This window comes from Streptosporangium sp. NPDC002524, from assembly GCF_040295985.1.
In the GTDB taxonomy this organism is placed as follows: Bacteria; Actinomycetota; Actinomycetes; order Streptosporangiales; family Streptosporangiaceae; genus Streptosporangium.
The window spans coordinates 65,623-83,086 of record NZ_JBEOWK010000031.1; the positions used below are offsets into that span (position 1 = coordinate 65,623).

The 17,464-nt window shown below is 67.0% G+C and carries 15 protein-coding genes and 1 pseudogene; 10 read left to right on the forward strand and 6 right to left on the reverse strand.

Annotation, left to right across the window (positions count from 1 at the left end; all coding sequences use genetic code 11):
- The first annotated feature begins 63 nt into the window (after positions 1-63).
- Entirely contained in the window at positions 64-456 is a 393-nt protein-coding gene (locus ABT053_RS37225; RefSeq protein WP_350975748.1) for a hypothetical protein, read from the forward strand.
- Positions 457-470: 14 nt separating this feature from the next.
- On the opposite strand, the gene ABT053_RS37230 is transcribed toward ABT053_RS37225, so the two are convergent.
- A complete protein-coding gene (locus ABT053_RS37230; RefSeq protein WP_350975750.1) occupies positions 471-701 on the reverse strand; it encodes a hypothetical protein in 231 nt (76 codons plus the stop codon).
- A gap of 564 nt (positions 702-1,265) precedes the next feature.
- On the opposite strand from ABT053_RS37230, the gene ABT053_RS37235 reads away from it, so the two are divergent.
- Together ABT053_RS37235 and ABT053_RS37240 are read left to right on the forward strand one after the other, a co-directional pair.
- Positions 1,266-2,771, forward strand: coding sequence for a chymotrypsin family serine protease (locus tag ABT053_RS37235; protein ID WP_350975751.1), 1,506 nt, complete (start codon positions 1,266-1,268; stop codon positions 2,769-2,771).
- Between the two features lie 101 nt (positions 2,772-2,872).
- Entirely contained in the window at positions 2,873-3,277 is a 405-nt protein-coding gene (locus tag ABT053_RS37240; protein ID WP_350975752.1) for a hypothetical protein, read from the forward strand.
- Between the two features lie 126 nt (positions 3,278-3,403).
- Here the strand turns inward: ABT053_RS37240 and ABT053_RS37245 are convergent, their stop codons facing one another.
- Together ABT053_RS37245 and ABT053_RS37250 are read right to left on the reverse strand one after the other, a co-directional pair.
- Entirely contained in the window at positions 3,404-3,901 is a 498-nt protein-coding gene (locus tag ABT053_RS37245) for an HAD domain-containing protein (RefSeq protein ID WP_350975754.1), read from the reverse strand.
- Positions 3,898-4,740, reverse strand: a pseudogene (locus ABT053_RS37250) (IS256 family transposase); the annotation flags it as partial. The gene ABT053_RS37245 and the pseudogene ABT053_RS37250, both read right to left, overlap by 4 nt.
- A gap of 70 nt (positions 4,741-4,810) precedes the next feature.
- On the opposite strand from ABT053_RS37250, the gene ABT053_RS37255 reads away from it, so the two are divergent.
- The 4 genes from ABT053_RS37255 to ABT053_RS37270 all read left to right on the forward strand — a co-directional run bounded on the left by ABT053_RS37255 (position 4,811) and on the right by ABT053_RS37270 (position 8,715).
- Complete coding sequence (locus tag ABT053_RS37255) at positions 4,811-5,392, forward strand: hypothetical protein (RefSeq protein WP_350975756.1); 582 nt, start codon at positions 4,811-4,813, stop codon at positions 5,390-5,392.
- Positions 5,393-5,403: 11 nt separating this feature from the next.
- Positions 5,404-7,185: a Tn3 family transposase gene (locus ABT053_RS37260; RefSeq protein ID WP_350975758.1), complete on the forward strand. Its 1,782-nt coding sequence runs from the start codon at positions 5,404-5,406 to the stop codon at positions 7,183-7,185.
- Positions 7,186-7,354: 169 nt separating this feature from the next.
- Complete coding sequence (locus tag ABT053_RS37265) at positions 7,355-8,332, forward strand: tyrosine-type recombinase/integrase (RefSeq protein ID WP_350975760.1); 978 nt, start codon at positions 7,355-7,357, stop codon at positions 8,330-8,332.
- A gap of 152 nt (positions 8,333-8,484) precedes the next feature.
- Complete coding sequence (locus ABT053_RS37270; RefSeq protein WP_350975761.1) at positions 8,485-8,715, forward strand: hypothetical protein; 231 nt, start codon at positions 8,485-8,487, stop codon at positions 8,713-8,715.
- On the opposite strand, the gene ABT053_RS37275 is transcribed toward ABT053_RS37270, so the two are convergent.
- The 3 genes from ABT053_RS37275 to ABT053_RS37285 all read right to left on the reverse strand — a co-directional run bounded on the left by ABT053_RS37275 (position 8,696) and on the right by ABT053_RS37285 (position 11,278).
- Positions 8,696-9,544: an NAD(P)H-binding protein gene (locus ABT053_RS37275; protein WP_350975762.1), complete on the reverse strand. Its 849-nt coding sequence runs from the start codon at positions 9,542-9,544 to the stop codon at positions 8,696-8,698. The two genes, ABT053_RS37270 and ABT053_RS37275, sit on opposite strands and share 20 nt — an antisense overlap.
- A complete protein-coding gene (locus ABT053_RS37280) occupies positions 9,541-10,647 on the reverse strand; it encodes an NAD(P)H-binding protein (protein WP_350975763.1) in 1,107 nt (368 codons plus the stop codon). The genes ABT053_RS37275 and ABT053_RS37280 overlap by 4 nt, the downstream gene beginning before the upstream one ends.
- A 268-nt stretch (positions 10,648-10,915) precedes the next feature.
- Positions 10,916-11,278 carry a hypothetical protein gene (locus ABT053_RS37285; RefSeq protein ID WP_350975765.1) on the reverse strand — a complete coding sequence of 121 codons (363 nt, stop codon included), beginning with the start codon at positions 11,276-11,278 and terminating at the stop codon, positions 10,916-10,918.
- 251 nt (positions 11,279-11,529) lie between these two features.
- On the opposite strand from ABT053_RS37285, the gene ABT053_RS37290 reads away from it, so the two are divergent.
- From ABT053_RS37290 to ABT053_RS37300, 3 genes are all read left to right on the forward strand, one after another.
- Complete coding sequence (locus ABT053_RS37290; RefSeq protein WP_350975767.1) at positions 11,530-12,084, forward strand: RNA polymerase sigma factor; 555 nt, start codon at positions 11,530-11,532, stop codon at positions 12,082-12,084.
- Positions 12,081-13,145 (forward strand): CU044_5270 family protein, encoded by a 1,065-nt coding sequence (locus ABT053_RS37295; RefSeq protein ID WP_350975769.1) that lies wholly within the window; start codon positions 12,081-12,083, stop codon positions 13,143-13,145. Before ABT053_RS37290 ends, ABT053_RS37295 begins: the two co-directional genes overlap by 4 nt.
- A 237-nt stretch (positions 13,146-13,382) precedes the next feature.
- Positions 13,383-17,360 carry a hypothetical protein gene (locus ABT053_RS37300; RefSeq protein WP_350975771.1) on the forward strand — a complete coding sequence of 1,326 codons (3,978 nt, stop codon included), beginning with the start codon at positions 13,383-13,385 and terminating at the stop codon, positions 17,358-17,360.
- Positions 17,361-17,464: the final 104 nt, after the last annotated feature.

Here is a 17,464-nt window from a genome sequence, read left to right on the forward strand (position 1 = left end):
CGCCCACCCCGACGGTACTTTGGGACGTGACGGCCCATCACTGGCCGGCAAAAGGGGGTTGTGATGGCGTCTCACCTGATCAAGGTCGCGCCGGATCGGGAGATCTATGTGATCTGGTCGGCGACCGATGACGCCCCCGAATGGATCGGCACCCGGGCCCAGACCGAAGCCGAGCTGGAGACGGCCGGCGAACACAGCGAGGCCCGGTTCGCCCGAGCCGACGACGCAGGCTCCTCGGCCCGCAGAACACAGGGCAGCGACGTCGTGCTCTACGGCTGGGACGACGCGTTCATCACCGTGGTCGAAGGGCTGCCCTCCGGCACCGGACCGCGGCGGCTACCGCGAGCGGCGCTCGAAGAGCACGCGTCGGCCGTCGAGGGCAGGGAGGACGCCATGCTCGCGATGACGCTCCCGTACGACTGGAGTACCGCCGCAGAAGCGCACCCTCGCGTATAGATCCCGACGTCAGGTCAGATGGGCTTGTTCTCGTCGAAGCTCATGACGCGCTCGATTCGCCCCTCGGCGACGTCCTGCTCCAGCGCCTGCCGTGACGAACAGCCGTCACCTGGCCCCGTGAGGATGGTCGCGTCAAGCCCTAGCTCGGCAAGAGCAACCCTCTGCTCAGCGATCGTCCGTGGAGTCTCCTCGCCGGATGCGAAACGGGGACTGAGGTTCTCCCCGTAGCCCGGCGCAAACACCACGGACCACCACGCCACCGCCCTGCGTAATCTCTACAACCGCTTCCTGGGCTGCCTGTTTCACTGCCTGATCACCCGCCAGAGCTACCAAGAACACACCGCGTTCCCCACCCTCCAGCAGCCCGCAACGGCCGGCCCACGGTTGAGCCACACCATCTGATCACCGTTACCGCTGGGAGCTTCGCAGCCCCCTAGACTCCCGCGCGCCGGAGCAACCACCGACGCGCATCCCGCCGCGCCCACAACTCGCCGATCGCGTCGGCGGCCACTCCGGACCGACTTGACGCACCCCGCCCATCGGATGTCTCAGCACGGTTCACCAGACAACGTGATTGCAGCCTGCTTCCGAGCCGAGTCAGCCATCTCTGGTAATTTTTCGGAAAATTTTGGTATTGCAGGGTATTAAGGTCAATGATACGATCATGTTGACTCCCAGTAATTAATGGTGTCAATTAATTATGTCGTCCCGTTATGGAGAGATGCTTGAGAGCACAATTAGCCCTAGTGATGGTCTCCGTCCTCACGTTAACGCTTACGCCTGAGCTAGCCGTAGCAAATACGGAGCCAGTGCCATCGGTCGGTGGAATTCAAGCGAATAAACTCCCGAACGGAACCCATCGAGTCACCCTTACGCGTGAGAGCCAGCCGAAGCCCGAGCGATCCACTATCAACCGCCTCGTCGCGGAAGCAAAGAGCGCTGACGTCGACCTCAGGCCGGCCCTGGAGAAGTACGCGCGCGATCTCGCAGCAGCTAACCCGTCTGAGGTAGCCGACCAGCCGGACGGCCCGGCCTATTATCCGCCGGTCAAGATCGACGGTATTCGAATCGAGGAACTCATCGACCTCGGCCAAGTCGCCGAGGACGAGGGCATCCCTCATGCTGAGGCCATCAACAGATATGCCTGGCAGGCCCCTCTGCAGGCGGTGCACAACAAATTGGAGAGCGCCTTCCCGGATGAGGCATCCGGCACCAGCCTTCTCAATGACGGTCGTACGGCGAGAATCGGGTTCAAAGGGAAGATTCCAGAACTGGCGCTCCAGCTAGCCAGGACGCTGCCGGGTGAAGTCGAACTGATAGGTGACAAGGGTTTCTCCAAAAAGGAGTTGCGGGAGACGCTCGAGTCAAGCTCCAAGGAACTCGGCAAACGTGCCGAGGTGGCTGCCTATGTGGGTAAATATGACATCGAAACCGGCGTCATTCACTTCGAGGTCGAGCCACAGAAGGGTCTAAAGGATCCCGGGCAGCGCGGCGCTGTGCTCTCCGCCCTGCAGCTGCAGCCTCCGGTCAACCCCCGGATGCGCATCGAGATCAAAGTCAGCGACGACCTGAACCTTCGTCCCGTCACGCTCGTTGGTCAAAAGGCCAGTGCCGCAGCCGTTGGTCAGAAGGCCAGCGCCGCAGCCGATGACCCCTACCTCCGCGGTGGCGGAATTCTCGCAAGCGGCACCACCGGAACGGTCTTTAACTGCACCAGCGCCTTCAACCTGATCCGTTCCGACGGCTACCACTCCGCCACCAGCGCGCGGCATTGCTGGGAACTCTCCGGCGATCAGTACTGGTTCTATTTCAATCATCCGAACTATACCTCAAACCGAACTACTCTCGGCTTCACTCAGAATGCAAGCCGACAATACGACTTCTCTCGGCTGGTCCAGTCGGGATCGGTGAATCTCACGTTCACCCGAACTTTTTACGCTGCGCTCAACCGGCCACGATATGTGACCGCCAACGGCACGAGTCCCGTTGAAGGTTCCCGCGTTTGCTTCTTCGGCCGGACGAGTCACACCACGGACGGCGAATACAACTGCGGGACTATCTTTGACTCGGATGTCACCTATCGCATGACCGGTATGTCCGGAGACTGGTTCGGCGGCATCGATGTGATATTCGATGGGTCCCCTCCCCCAATCGCTCAGGGAGGTGACAGCGGCGGACCGCTTTGGTACGGTAATACTGCTTGGGGAATTACCTCGTCAGCTAGAACGACGACTATGTTCGTCGCTACTGACCGCATCAACGATACAGACGGGCTTGGGACCGCCTGGAACGTATGGACGTGTCCCACCTGCTGACCAGAAAGCCGTAATCTGAATGGCCCAGCTTTGCCGCTGGGCCATTCTCTCATATTGATGATCTGGACTCGAATATGGTTTCCATATATTGGAAAAAGGGCGTGGCCCTGCTGCTCTGCTCGGCGGTCGCCGCCTGCTCGGCCACTTCCGGGTGGATCCAGGCAATCGGCAGTGATCCGGTTATCCTGGTGCACACCGGCGGAGACACTGGCGCGGTGGGGATCGAGAGTCGGCTCGTCTACCACGCGGCGAGCAAATGTGTGGTTCTGCAGGCGGGCGACGGCATCAACATTCCCATCTGGCCGCCTGGCACCGAACCGGTAGTCGTCGATGGTCGTCGCGGCGTGGACGTCAAGGGTGTCGGGAACTTTCTTGATGGAGACCGTGTTCAGCTTGGCGGAAACGCGGCCGATGAAAAGATGGTCCCGTCGGACGCTGATGTCCGTCGCTGCACGGGGCTTCCAGGCCGGCAGAAGCTCATCGTTGTCGGACAGGTTAGGCGCTGAGTCGGCGGCTATCTCGCGACTCCTGCCCACATTCGCTAGTAGATAGCTAAGAAGTCTGGGCACGCTGTCCTCATCGCCTCTACGAGGGGTCGCAGAGCAATTGTCAAATCCTGTGGATTGCGTGATTTACAGAGCTCGAAGCCATTGGTCGAGGACTGCGAAGTCTTCGTCGGCGAATCCCCGGAATGACTCCACGTGATGCAGGAGAGCTCGGCCGCTATGGTGCGCGGCGACCCAGTCTCGATCGGCATCGGTGATCTCATCGTCGACCCAGGCGAAGGGGCGTCCGGCCGCCCAGATCACCAAGGTCCGGGTCTTCCAGCAGAGTCCGAACCATCGGTCTTGGCGTACGTCCTCGTCGGATGACTCCGGCCAGTTCACGACCGGCAGTTGTGGCAGCCCGATCCGAGGTGCTATCTCGGCGTTCGCCTCGTCTTCCCAGGTCGTGGCCCAGACGAGTTCGCAGGGCAGCGCGACCAGCCGACGCCCCACCTCAGCGGTCAGCCGCGCCAGGTGCGAGTCCGGCGAGATATCTCGTGCTTCGCGCCGCGGGTTCTCACCGAACGGGAGAAGCGGCCCGTCGACATCGAGGAAGAGCAGCGGGCGTTCGGTGGGGCCGGTCATGCTGCGGTGACCTCGTCGCGCTCGACGAGTACGCCACGTTCGAAGCGGGCTCCGGCACGCACCAAAGCAACCAGGTGAGGCGCGTTGACCGAGCGCCAGCGCTGCTGGGCGGACTCGATGAGCTTGAACGTCATCGCCAGGGCTGCCGCCCGGGAGCCGGCACCACGGGTGACCCTGGTGCGCAGCCGGACGGTGGAGAATGTCGACTCAATCGGGTTCGTAGTGCGCAGGTGAATCCAGTGTTCGGCCGGGTAGTCGTAGAACGCCAGCAGCACGTCCGCATCGTCGACGATCTTCTTGACGGCCTTGGGGAACTTCGCCCCGTACTGCCGCTCGAATGTCTTGATGGCCTTGGCGGCCTGGTCTTTGTCCTCGGCGTTGTAGATGTCTGCGATCGCGGCCTTGGCCGCCGGCTGCGCCGACTTCGGCAGGCAGTCCAGCACATTCGCGGTTTTATGCACCCAGCAGCGCTGTTCCTTGGTCTCGGGGAACACCTCGCGCAGCGCCTTCCAGAAGCCCAAGGCGCCGTCGCCGACGGCAAGATGCGGGGCGCGCATCCCGCGTCGGGCGCAGTCGCGCAGCAGGTTCGCCCACGACTCCGACGACTTCCGATAACCCTCATCCAGGGCTATCAGCTCTTTGCTGCCGTCGGCTCGGACGCCTACCAGGACCAGCACGCACGCCTTGGCCTGGTCCAACCTGACCTTCAAGTGCACGCCGTCGGCCCAGACGTAGACGAAGTCGGTCGCCGACACATCGTGCTTCTGGAACGCCTTGTGATCGTCGGTCCACTGAGACGTCAGCCTCGACACCGTCGCCGACGACAGCCCGGCGGCCGACCTGGACGGTTTGCTGCTGGATGATCCGGAGATCGGGACGTCCCGGCTGCGGTGGCTGACGACGCCGGCGGTGGAGGCGAGTGTCCCGGCGATCGGGGTGTCGGTCGACAAGCTGCTGTATCTGCGGGGGATGGACGCCCACCAGCTGGACCTGTCAATGCTGCCCCGGGAGCGGCGCCGCTTCCTGGCCACGGTGGCCCGCCGATCCACGGTGCAGGGCTTGGAACGGCGGGAGGAGCGCCGCTACCCGATCTTGCTTTCGCTGGTCGCGCAGTCGGCGGTCGACCAGCTGGACGAGGACATCGCCTTGTTCGACCAGGCGGTATCGGCGCGCGAGTCCCACGCGAAGGCCAAGACTGACGAGGCCCTGGCGGAGCGGGCCAAGAGGGGCGAGGCCCGTCAGCTGCTGATGGATGTGATCTTGCCGGTGCTGAACGACCCGGGCATCCCGGACAAGGAGGTCGGCGGTCTGCTACGCGACCAGATCGGACTCGACAAGCTCCGCGAGGTCGCCTCGGTGTCGTGGAAGCCGTTGCCCCACGACCACGGGCGGCTGGCGGCGCTGGAGGCTTCCTACACCTACATGCGCCGCTTCACTCCGAGGGTGCTGTCGGTGATCGATTTTCAGGGTGGGCCCGGCGCCAGGATCTGATGACCGCGTTGATGATTTTGAAGGAACTGAACCGCACCCACGGGCGCAAGGTCCCGGCCGAGGCGCCGACGTCGTTCGTTCCGGCTCGGTACGCCGACTACCTGGCCAAGGCCCGTAAGGCTGGTGATGACACGGCGTTTCGGCACTACTGGGAGCTGTGCGTGGTACTCGCCCTGCGAGACGGGCTCCGCTCCGGAGATGTGTTCGTGCCCGGCTCGCGCCGGTACGCCGACCCGGGCACCTACCTGTTCACCCCGCAGCAGTGGGAGGGCAAGCGGGCGGAGTTCTGCCAGCTGGTCCGCAAGGCCGCCACCGCGTCCGAGGCGATCGACCAGGTCAGGGAAGAATTCCACCAGGCGTTGGAGGAACTGGAGGAGACCCTGGCGAACGCCGCTCCGAACGACGTGGGCGCGGTCCGCCTGGACGAGGAAGGTCGGCTGGTCATCCCGCCGCTGTCGGCCGAGGACATCCCCGCCGAGGCCAAGGCGCTGCGCGAAGAGCTGGCGGGGATGTTGCCGTTCGTGCCGATCGCCTCGCTGCTGATCGAGCTGGACGTCCGCACGAAGTTCCTGGACTGCTTCACCCATGCCGACGGCCGGAAGATCAACCTGTCAGTGGAGACCCGCCGCAACATCCTCGCGGTGCTCATCGCCGGCGCCACCAACCTCGGACTGACCCGGATGTCGGAGGCCTGCGGCGTCTCCTACGACACCCTCGCCTGGACCCAGGAGTGGTACGTGCGGGAGGAGACGCTGCGCGGGGCCAACACGGTGCTGGTCAACCACCACTACCAGCTGGAGCTGGCCGGGAAGTTCGGTGGCGGCACCATGTCCTCCTCCGACGGCCAGCGCTTCCCCATCCGCGGCAAGTCGTTGACCGGCCGTGACATGAACATCCACGGGGGAAAGGTCTTGTCGACCTACACCCATGTCTCCGATCAGTGGTCCACCTACGGCACCAAGCAGATCGTCCCCACCACCCGCGAGGCTAACTACACCCTGGACGAGCTGCTCGGCAACGAGACCGACCTGCCGATCCACGAGCACGCGACCGACACCCACGGCGCCACGCTCGTGAACTTCGGGCTGTTCGACCTCGTCGGCAAGGCGCTGACCCCGCGGATCCGCGATCTGGGGAAGATCACGATGCAGCGGGTCGACAACCCGACCGCCACCAACGCCCTCTACCCGCACGCCGGACCTTTGCTGGCCGACCGGTGGAACGAGGATCTGATCCGCGCCACCTGGGACGACATGCTGCGGATGGCCGGATCGCTGAAGTTCGGGGAGGCGACCGCGTCCCTGGTGGTCGGGAAGTGGTCGGCGGCCTCACGGCAGAACACTCTCGCAGCGGCGATCAAGGAATGGGGGCGCATCCGCCGCACGATCCATGCCGCCCGGTACCTGTCAGACCCCGTGTACCGGCGGAAGATCTCCCGGCAGCTCAACAAGGGCGAGAGCTTGCACGCGCTGCGCCGGGACCTGCACTACGCCCAGCAAGGCACGATCGTCCGGCCCCACCTGACCGACCAGACCGAGCAGTCCTGGTGTCTGACCATCCTCACCAACGCCGTCGACGGAGTACTACGCAATGGGCATCAAGGAGCTGCGCGAGCAGGGCCGCGAGGTCCCCGACGAGCTGCTGTCGTTCATCGCACCCGACCACCGAGAGAACATCAACTTCTTCGGATTCATCGAGGCCGACATCGAAGGCGAGACCGCCAAGCTCGACGACGGATGGCGGCCACTGCGCCCGACACTGGTGAACGAGGCCAGCACCACCTTCTTGCTTAACCCCTGACCTGGCGCATTGTCCTCCGTGAGCCTCATGTACGTGATAATGGACTATTATCACGTACATGAGCGCTGGGCGATCACGTCCGAGCTGGGGATCCGCCGTCGGGGCTGATGCGCGACTTGGGTACGTTATTCGGTACATCGCTCCCGCGCCGGATGGCGTGCGATGAGCGCGACCGCCGCTCGGAAGGTCACCGCGCGGCGCGGCGACGCGATCAACCTCGGCGACGCGGCCGACGAATTCCTGTCCACCCACCGGGTCGCCAACGACAACACCCGCCGCGCCTACGCCTCGGCGGTCGACCGGATCATCGCCGCGGTCGGCGGCCGCGAGCGGCTCCTGGCCGACGTCGCCGACACCGAGATCGGCGATGCCCTCACCATCTTGTGGGGCGGATGCGCGCCGGCCACCTGGAACCGCAACCGCGCCGCCGTCTCCTCCTGGCTCACCTGGTGCGCCACCAAAAAGAGATGGGCGGCGCCGTCGGTCCCTGCCGACGCCGAACGTCGCCGCGAGAGCGTCGACCACACCAAGGCCGTCGCCAAGACCAAGCTGGAGCGGCTGCTGTCTCGGCGCGACCTCCCGCTGCGGGACAAGACGCTCTACCGGATGCTGTACGAGACCGCCGCCCGCGCCTCCGAAGTCCTCTCGTTGAACGTCGAGGACCTGGACCTGGAGAACCGGCGCGCGCCGCTGCGGTCCAAGGGCGGCGACATTGAGTGGGTGTACTGGGACGCCGGCACCGCCCGCCTCCTACCCCGCCTTCTCCGACTGCCCGACGGGCCTGTCCGAATGCGCGGCCCGCTGTTCCTCGCCGACCGGCGCCCTGTCCCCGCCCGGCGTCCCGGACCCAAGCACATCTGCCCCCACACCGGGCGGCCCCGTTTGGGCTACGACCGGGTGCGCGTGCTCATGGAGCGGCATCTCGGCCTCGACCCGCACCAGCTGCGCCATTCGGCCGCCACCCACCTGGGCGAGCAGAAGGTGCCGCTCCAACTCATCATGGCCAAGACCCGCCACAAGAACCCCCGCACCGCCATGCGCTACACCCGCCCCGGCGGCGAGGCCGTGGCCGAGATCACCGGCATCCTCGCCCCATCAGGGGTGTCACCGGAATACGACAGAAACGGGCCACGGTCTTGATCAGCGGTCATTGGAATCCTGAGGTTCGCGCTGGTTGGTGGTGATTGACGGGAGTTCAGGTGGCGTCGATCGACCGGACGGTGTATCCGAGGTTCACACGGGCTGTGTCGGCGCGGGAACTGGCGGAGGTCTTCACTTCATAGACTGACGAGGTGAAGTGGGCCCGCGGCGAGACGCAGGATGATCAGCACTTGATGTCCTCGCTGGTGTGGTTAAAGGCCTACCAGCGGCTGGGGTACTTTTCAAAGCTGGCCGACGTGCCTGCAGCGGTCGCCGAGCACAGACGAGATCGATCCCGTCCGATCGAGGTGATCGGACGGGATCTCATCGGCCCTCTTCAGATCGGTTTAAAAATGGCCCTTTCTATGGGATGGGCTGTTTGAAGTCCGCCGCATGATCCGCCGCCCACCGCGCGAAGGTGCGACCGGGACGGCCGGTGAGACGCTGTACGACGGCGGCTCGCTCCTCGTCGACGGGTGCGGGGTCGCGTGCGGACTCCGCCCACATTCCGAACAGCCAGTCGACGACCTCCGCCGGATAACCATCCTGAATCCACTTGTCGCGGGCCTCTGTCGGATCCTGTTCCTCGAATCGGATCTCCTGACCAATCGCCACCCCGATCGCCTTCACCTGCTCGGCCACGGTAAGTGCCTCGGGTCCGGCGAAGGTGTACGTCATGCCCGCATGGCCGTCCTCGGCCAGGATCGTGGCGGCCACCGCGGCGACGTCGGCCTCGTGGGTGGGCTGGGTCACCGCGCCGCCGTAGGGCCGGCGTACCACCCGCTCGGTACGCACCCTCTCCGCCCAGTCCAGCCAGTTGCCCGCGAACTCACCTGGCCGCAGGTGCGTCCACTCCAGCCCGGACTCCTCCACTGCCCGTTCGACGACCTGGTAGCCGCTCCCGAACGCGTCGTTGTCGGCCTCCGCTCCGGACAGGACCACCACCTGCCGGACGCCGGCCCGCTTCGCCATCGCGACGACGCCGGAGACCGCGTGCGAAACGGGGAACAGGTACATCCGCTCGACGCCTCGCAGGGCGGCCCGCAGTGATTCGGGCCGCTCCAGGTCGCCCTCGACCACCGTGGTCCCTTCGGGCAGCCCGGCGGCTGCGGGCCGGCGGGTGAGTGCGCGCACATCGTGGCCCGTCTTCAGTAGTTGGCCGACAACCTCCCGGCCCACCAGACCGGTCGCTCCGGTCACCAGGATCGTCATGCCGCCTTCTTCGTACGTCGGGCCGGACGGAAGTCCGCCGCGTGGTCGAGGGCCCACCGCGCGAAGGTACGCGCGGGGCGTCCGGTGATCTGCTGGAAGGTGGTGGTCGGCGGGAGCGATCCCGGCCCGTCGACTGCCGCGGCCAGCAACTCGATCCGCCAGTCGGCCATCTCCGGCGGGTAACCGTCCTGAAGCCACTGCTCGCGGGCCTGCTCCGGTGTCAGTTCCTCGAAGCGGATCTCTTCCCCGATCGCCGCTCCGATCGCCTTCACCTGCTCGGCCTGCGAGATCTTCGCCGGACCGGTGATCGTGTACGCGGCGCCGACGTGGGAGTCGCCCAGCAGTGCCGCGACCGCCACCTCGGCGATGTCGGCCTCGTGGACCAGCGGATATCCGGCGGTGCCGTACGGTTCACGCACCACCAGCTCGGCGCGGATCCGCTCCGCCCATCCAAGGGCGTTGACCGCGAGCAGCCCCGGTCGCACATGGGTCCATTCGGCATCGGTGGCCTCCACCATCAGCTCCAGCTCCCGATGAGCCTGCCGTTCGTCGGCGAGGTGGCGCCGCAGGGGGCTGAGGCTCCGGTCACCCGGCTCGTCACCGGGGGCGAATCCAGCAGCTGCGGCGGAGTGCACCACGAACCTGCGAACACCCGCCTTTGCCGCCTGTTCGACGAACCCGGCCCCGGGCTCTGAGGCGACATAGGCGAAGGGGAACAGGTAGACGCGCTCGATTTCGTCCAGCACGTCCGGCCAGGTCTCAGGCCGCTCGAAATCCCCGTACACCACCTCGACCCCGTCGGTGAGGCGCGCAGCCCGCGGGTCGCGGGTCATGGCCCGCACCCGCTGACCGGCACCCACCAGCTGATCCACTACACGGCGACCGATGTTCCCGGTCGCACCTGTCACTAGAATCGTCACGTTGCTCCTTCGGTTGCCTGACTGGATGGCACAACAGACCGCCGTCGCGTTGTGGCCCTTCGCGGCGGCGGTCGTTTCCGGGATGCTAGGCCGGTTCCTGAGCAGCCGCATATGGATCGTTCCAAGGGCGCTTTGCATCGCTTTCGATGGTGACCGGCAGCGGCAGGCGTTCTGGATCGTCACCCGGTCGAGCCTGGCAGCGACTTCTCACCCGCACCATGTCGGAGTGTCGGTAAGACTCGCGCCACAGGTGCACGCGATTGCGTTGGTGCAGGTGGAGGCCAGGGCGATACCGGCCAACGCGCAGCCTGTCGGATCGATCCGGTCAGCAGCAGGAGCCGACGAACAGGCTCAATACGATCACGTGTACCTGTGGCGCGAGTCTTACTGGCACCCCAACCCGCGGCCCGTTTCTGCCGTATTCCGGTGGCACCCCACCACGCTGAACCCACTAACCGCAGGTCAGATCCATATCCGTTGGATTTTCGCTGTTCGCTACGGGGACCCCTAGATGGTCGGGCAGGCGAGTGGTCACCGTGTAGCCCGCCTTCACGAGGATCTCGACGAAAGCACTCAGTGTGGCGTTCACCACATCGAGTTCAAAACGGGTCATCGGGTGATCCGGATCAAGATCCAGAGTCATCGCGTCGAACGTCGGGTCAACGGCCCAGCGCACCCGGATCGCTCCGAGGTGTCGCATGAGATCGAATCCGCTGGTCTTCTCCAGGGCCATGCGAGGAAAACCCGCTGCCGTCAGCAGCTGCGCGACGTCGCGCTCTAACTGCTCCAGATCCACTTCGAAGCTATTGGCCATCCCGTGACACTACCGATGCGCTGTGCGACAGGCCCGAATTGGTGAAAATTTTGCCGGTACTACCCGGGACCTCGCAAAAGGCCGACATGCCCGAGGTGGTCTCGAAACTGTCCCGTATTGGTGATCGACACCTCTGGTAACGGCGTTGCGGTGACCGGCTGGACAACGAACCAGAACATGAGTGTTCGCTGTTATCGCGTCGGTGGTGCCGGACATAGACAGGTGTTGGCGGCGAACGGGAAGGTCCAGTTGTGCAAGAGGCGGTGAACAGATTCACTCAGCTCTTCGATGCGTGCTACGAGGATGTCTTGCGGTATGCGGCCAGGCGCGTGGACGCTGATACCGCTCGGGATGTTGCGGCTGAGACCTTCTTGATCGCTTGGCGGAAACTGTCCGCGGTGCCACGGGCCGACGAGGACGTCTTGCCGTGGCTGTATGGGGTGGCTCGCCGTGTTCTGGCCAACGAGCATCGTCGTGAACGCCGTGGCCGGCGCCTTGCTGCTCGCATCGCGGGGGCCTTGGGGATGGAGGCGGTGGTGGTCGCAGATCTCAGTGACGACGTAACCGGCCCGCTGGGGCTGGCGCAGGCCTTGCGGTCGCTGTCTCCCAAAGACCAAGAAGTACTCCAGCTCATCGGGTGGGAGGAACTGACCGTTCGTCAGGCCGCCGTGGTTGTCGGCTGCACGCCGGCCTCCATGGCCGTTCGGGCCCATCGCGCCCGCCAGCGCTTCCTGACAATCCTTAATGATCAAGGACTGCTCGGGCAGTCCCACACAGTCAACCCTCGAACGGAGGGGCGGTCGTGACCAGCGAATTCAATGACATCAAGCGCCTGCTCGGCGCTCTTGACCCGGTCTCGAGCGATGAGTTCGTCGGGGCCGCCCATGATGCTGCGGGCAGGGCCGCGCTGCATCACATCCTCGTCGGTGTATCCGAGGTGACGACGCCGGCGCCGCCGGTCGCGGCACCCCGATGGACGCGGCGCCGTTTCGTCGTGGTTGGCGCCGGTGCGGTGACAGGGATCGCAGCCTTGGCCCTTCATAACGTGAACATGGCGAATCCACGTGTGACACCCCCGATGCTGAACTACCGGCTGAGCGGAGCATCCATGCCAGCGACTTCATCTGCACGTGCTGTACTGATCGCGCTCGCCGCGGTCGCCGACCGGCAGCCGACCTCACCGCGGCCCGCCAACGCCGCCTTCAGTCACATCACGACCAACGAATGGGACCTCAACGTCTCGGTCGCCGACGGCGAGAGCACCTCGGCTATCGTGCCAAAGGTCGTTGAGCAGTGGTCCCCCACCACGGCGGGCGGGTCATATCGACGATTGGAGCGCCGAGGGGATCCAGAACTTTTTCGAGTCGGCGGCCGGCGCAGCGCCGCAGCGGTGACCAACACCGCTCCTTTGTCGGATATGCGCATGCCGGTGACTTCCGACCTCGGGCCGTGGAATCTGCAGCCAGCCTCCCCGCGTAGGCTACGGGATCAACTGCTCCAGGCAAGCGACGGAACCACTCAGCCGCAGACTTACCGGCTGATCCAGGCGATCCGCACGCTGTACTCCCATCACGTGGTCCCCGCCGCTTTGGCAGCGGGATTGTGGCGGGTGCTGGCCGAACAGCCCGACCTAAGGTTTCTCGGTGAGGTGACCGACCGGGCAGGACGCAGCGGGCACGCCATCGCCTTCGACGCCGACCTGTCCCTGCCGAAAAGATGGGTCCTCATCATCAGTCGGGACACCGGTGACCTTCTCACGGTCGAAGAGACCTTGACGACGGAGGCGGGAAACCTGAATGTCGATGTTCCCGCAGTCATCGGCTACGAAATGTTTCTGGCACAGGAATGGACACCAACCGCTGGTTAACAAAAGTTTAATACCTGCGTTCGGTAACTCCGGATGATTTGCCGGACGCGAGGAAAGGTGTCCCGTCTCATTCAATCTGAGGCACCGGAAGCCTCTGATTGAATGAGACGGGACAGCCGCCCTGCTGGAGGCCAATCCCCAGGTCGCGGCCTGGCGGCGTAACACCGCCGATGTCCTGGCGAACGATGACAGTTTGCGAACTGAGCGTCAGGCACTCCTGACAGGCAGTATGGAGGCGTGCCCGCGAGCGACCTTCTCGACATCGGCGACAAAGTCGCGTCGATCATCGGCGCGCTGGCCGCCATCGCCGCCCTCCTCGTGAACCTCTCCCCGCGCGCCCCGGATCGCCACCCGCACCCGTACGGCCGCCGATTGCGCCTGGGGGCGGCGCTCCTGGCAGCCGCGTCGGCCTGCGCGATCGTCGCCGCCAGGGCGGCGGGGTGGCTGGCGCCGGGGGCATCGTGGCCGGTGCTCGCGCTCAGCGTCGCCGCCGCCCTGCTGGTTCTGGCCGACTTGACCTTCTGGGGCCGGAGCCCGCTGGTCACCGGCGACCTGGCCACGCTGCTGCGAGCCCAGCACCTGTGGTCGGCCGAGCACCCCTACCGCTTCCTCGGCATGCGGCACGCCCCCTCGCTGTCGGCCATCTACGTCGAACAACTCGCCCGCCAGGCCGGCGACGGCCGCTACCGGGTCGAACGGGTCATCACCGTGACCAAGGCGCTCGGCCTGCACCGGCACGTCCTGCTGGTGGCCGGGCCCGGCGAGGGCAAGTCCACCTTCGTCCGGCAGGCCGTGGCCGCCTGCGCCCGCTGGTGGCTGCCGGCCCGCCAACGTTCCGATCCGCGTCGTGCGCCGCTGGGCCCGGTGGTGCCGATCGCGGTGCCCGCCCACCTGCTCGACGACGACCTGGACCTGGCCGCGGTGCTGGCCGCGGCCGCCAAGACGGTGCTCGGGCTGGAGTTGCCCACCGGACTGTTCGCCGCGGCGCCGATGCCGGGGGCGCGCTGGCTGGTGATGGTCGACGCCCTGGACGAGGTGAGCGACCAGGAGCGGCGCTCGCGCATCCTGTGGCGGCTGGGGCGGCTGCTGGCCGAGCCGGGCGAGCCCTACCGGGTGCTGGTCTGCACCCGCCCGCTGCGCTCGGCGGAGCTGGCCGAGCTGCGAGACGAACAGGCCGGTGAGTACCGGCTGCGTGGTTTCGGGCCCGCGGAGCTGGAGCTGTTCGCCCGGCGCTGGTTCACCGCCCGCCACCGCGGGCAGGCCGGCGCCGACGTCGGGCCGAGGGTACGCCGTTTCCGCGCGCTGGTCGGCGCCTCCCGGCTGACGGCCCTGGCGCGGGTGCCGCTGCTGGCCACCCTCGCCGCCTTCGTCGTGGACGCCGACGACACCGCCGACCTTCCGCTCAGCCGCACCGGCCTGTACGAGCTGTTCCTGCGCCACCTGCGCCACGGCCGCGGACCGGCCGACGAGACGATGGAGCCCCACGCCGACGAGCTCCTGGAGGCGCTGGCCCTCGCGCAGCTCGGCGGCGATGACCCCGACCTGCTGGGCGAGGCGATGCGCCGGGCACCGGCCGATCGGCGACCCGAGCAGGTACGCCAGTGGCTCACCCGCACCGGGCTGCTGACGATCGACGGCGACCGGCTGCGCTTCGCGCACCAGAGCTTCGCCGAATACCTGGCCGCCGGGCCGAAGGCCCGCGTCTTCGACGAAAAGGGCTGGCTGGCCGACATGGCCAACCCGGCCACCCGCAGCCTGGCCATGTTCACCCTGGGCCGCTCGGGCCGCCCCGCCGAGCCGCTGGTGCTGCGGCTGCTCGGCGACCCGGTGGCCGCGGGAGAGATGCTGATCGACGGCTTCGAGGTCGGCCCGCAAACGCGGCGGCAGGTGATCGAGGCACTCGCCGGTGACCTGGCCGCGCAGAGCGTGAGCGCGGGCTCCTCGCTGCGGCTGCTGACCGAGCTGATCGAGGAACCCCGCGTGCGCACCACGCTGGCCGAGCTGGCGCTGGACACCTCGGGAGAGGGATGGGCGCGGGTGGCCGCCGCCATCACGCTGGCCGACCACGACCCGGCCGACGCGGGCCTGGTGCTGCGCACGCTGGTCTGCCGCGGCGACCTGTCGCAGCACGGCGCGGGGGCCTGGGCGCTGCAGGACCTGGCGGCACGGGGCGACCCGTTCGGCCGGATGGTGACGCTGGCCCGTCGATACGAGCTGAATTTCGACCTCCTCGGTAACAGCAGGCCGCAGTACCGTTCGGATTTCGGTCCCGGGAAGGACCCCGTCTCGCAGACCATGCTGCGCCGGCACGTCAACGCGCCCGGCCTGCGGCGCAAGCTCCACTACGACATCGTGCTGGCGCTGGCGGCCGGTGGCGAGGAGACGGGTGCGCGCGCGTTGCGTGCGATGATCGACGACCGCGCGCTCTCGCCCCGGACGCGGGTGAGAGCCGCACGCGACGCCCTCCGTCTCGGCGACGAGGAGGCGGCGGCACGGCTGCGCGCGATTTTGCCCGAGCTGCGGCCGGCGCTGCGCTACCAGGCGCTGGACGGCCTGCGACACGCCGGGCACGAGGTGGCCGGCGAGCTGCGCGCGCTGGCCCGGGAGACGCACGGGCAGCACGACATCCGGGCCCAGGCGCTGTCCGACCTCTACACGCTCGGGCACGGGGAGGTCTACCCCGAGCTGGTGGCGCTGCTGACGAGACGCGGCGTGCGGCAGACCCGCGAGAAGCTCGCTCGGCAGGTCATGCGCGACGAGCGGTGCGACCAGCGGGCGCTGGCGGCGATCGTCGTGTCGGTCTCCGACAGGCACACCCGGCTCGACGCCGTGGACCGGCTGACCGATGTCGCGCTGCTGCGCAAGATCGCGGCAGAGGACGGAGAGGCCGACGTCAGATGGGCGGCGGCCGGGCGGCTGCCCGAGCACGAGCGCCTGGCGTCCCTGCGCGCGATCGCGTTGGACCCCGCGGTGAAGAACCACAGACAGCGGGCCTGGGCGGCGGTGTGCGAGCTGGATGCGGCCGCGGGCCGGGAGCTGGGACGGACACTGCTGCGTGACGGCTCCTACATGGACGAGGACGGGCTCACGGTCGCGATCGCGCTGGCCGACGAGCAGGAGGCTCAAGCATGGATCTCCCGGGCGCTGGCGGGCGAGAACGGCTTCGCCGTCGCCTACCGACTGGCGAGAGGCGGAGCCGTGGCGGGCGTCGAGACCTTGTGGCGGTGGGCGCACAGCGCCGGGCACCCCGACCGGGTCAGGGCCATCGGCCTGCTGCTGGATGAAGGGCACGAGGTGAGCGACGAGCTGCTCATGGCGGCCGTCGGCGATCCCGAGCAGGAGAACGCCGCTCGCGGTCAGCTGGCTGAGAAGGTGTTGAAGGCCGATCGGCCCGCTCTGCGCGCGGCGCTGGCGGAACTGGCCCAGGACCGCTCGGCGGCGGCCGCGACGCGCGGCGGGTTGTTGTGGCTGGCCTCCTACCGTCCCGGGCTGCTGGGCGAGGAGGTGCTGCGCACCATGGTCACCGACGACGAGCTTCCGGCACGCGAACGGATATGGGCGATGGACAAGATGCCCGAGCCTTCGGTGGAGCTGCTGCGCCGGATGAGCGAGGACGCGGACGTCGAGCACGGGGCCAGGTTGCAGGCCTGCCTGCGGCTGATGGCCGCGGGTGAGAACACCGACCGGCTGCGGCGCCTGATCGCCGAGCCGGGCGTTCCCGCCGCGGTCCGGTTGTCGGGCGCGCGGGCGCTGCTGCCTCTGGATGAGGACGCGGGGGCCGACCTGCTGGAGTCACTGACGGGTGATCCGGAGTTGGGGGATTACGAGCGGCTGCAGGTGCTGCGGGAGGTGGAGAGGATACGGCCCGGCGCCGCCGCGGGCCTGGCACGGTTGATCTTCGCCGACCGGTCCGTTCATCCCTACCACCGTTACCAGGCCGCCACCCTGCTGTGCGCGCATGTGCCCGCGGAAGGGCTCGCGGCGCAGGACGAGCTCATGATGGACCGCACGATCGAACATCGGGTGCGCAGGCTGGCCGCGCTCACGCTTCTCAAAGCGGCCGACGAACGAGGGTTGCGCGGGCTGGTCGCCGTCACTTTGGGCATGGCGTCGCCGCGGTGGACGCGGGGGGTGGTGGAGCGGTATCACCTGCGCCGGGTACGCGGCTGGAGCCTGCACATCACGGCGCTTTTCAACGGGGGCCTGAAGGAGTGAGCGACACGAGGCCCGATCCCGGGAATCCCCTGGGAGGAATCCCCTGAGACGAGGGCGGCGCCGCCACGCGGCGCGGTGACCCGGAGCCTGCCCGGGCTTCGATC

Coding starts and splice junctions, on each gene's coding strand:
- ABT053_RS37275 (WP_350975762.1), bottom strand. CDS start 9,544: ATGACGATCCTGGTGACCGGAGCGACCGGTCTGGTGGGCCGGGAGGTT.
- ABT053_RS37285 (WP_350975765.1), bottom strand. CDS start 11,278: ATGGCCAATAGCTTCGAAGTGGATCTGGAGCAGTTAGAGCGCGACGTC.
- ABT053_RS37265 (WP_350975760.1), top strand. CDS start 7,355: ATGAGCGCGACCGCCGCTCGGAAGGTCACCGCGCGGCGCGGCGACGCG.
- ABT053_RS37225 (WP_350975748.1), top strand. CDS start 64: ATGGCGTCTCACCTGATCAAGGTCGCGCCGGATCGGGAGATCTATGTG.
- ABT053_RS37245 (WP_350975754.1), bottom strand. CDS start 3,901: ATGACCGGCCCCACCGAACGCCCGCTGCTCTTCCTCGATGTCGACGGG.
- ABT053_RS37260 (WP_350975758.1), top strand. CDS start 5,404: ATGATTTTGAAGGAACTGAACCGCACCCACGGGCGCAAGGTCCCGGCC.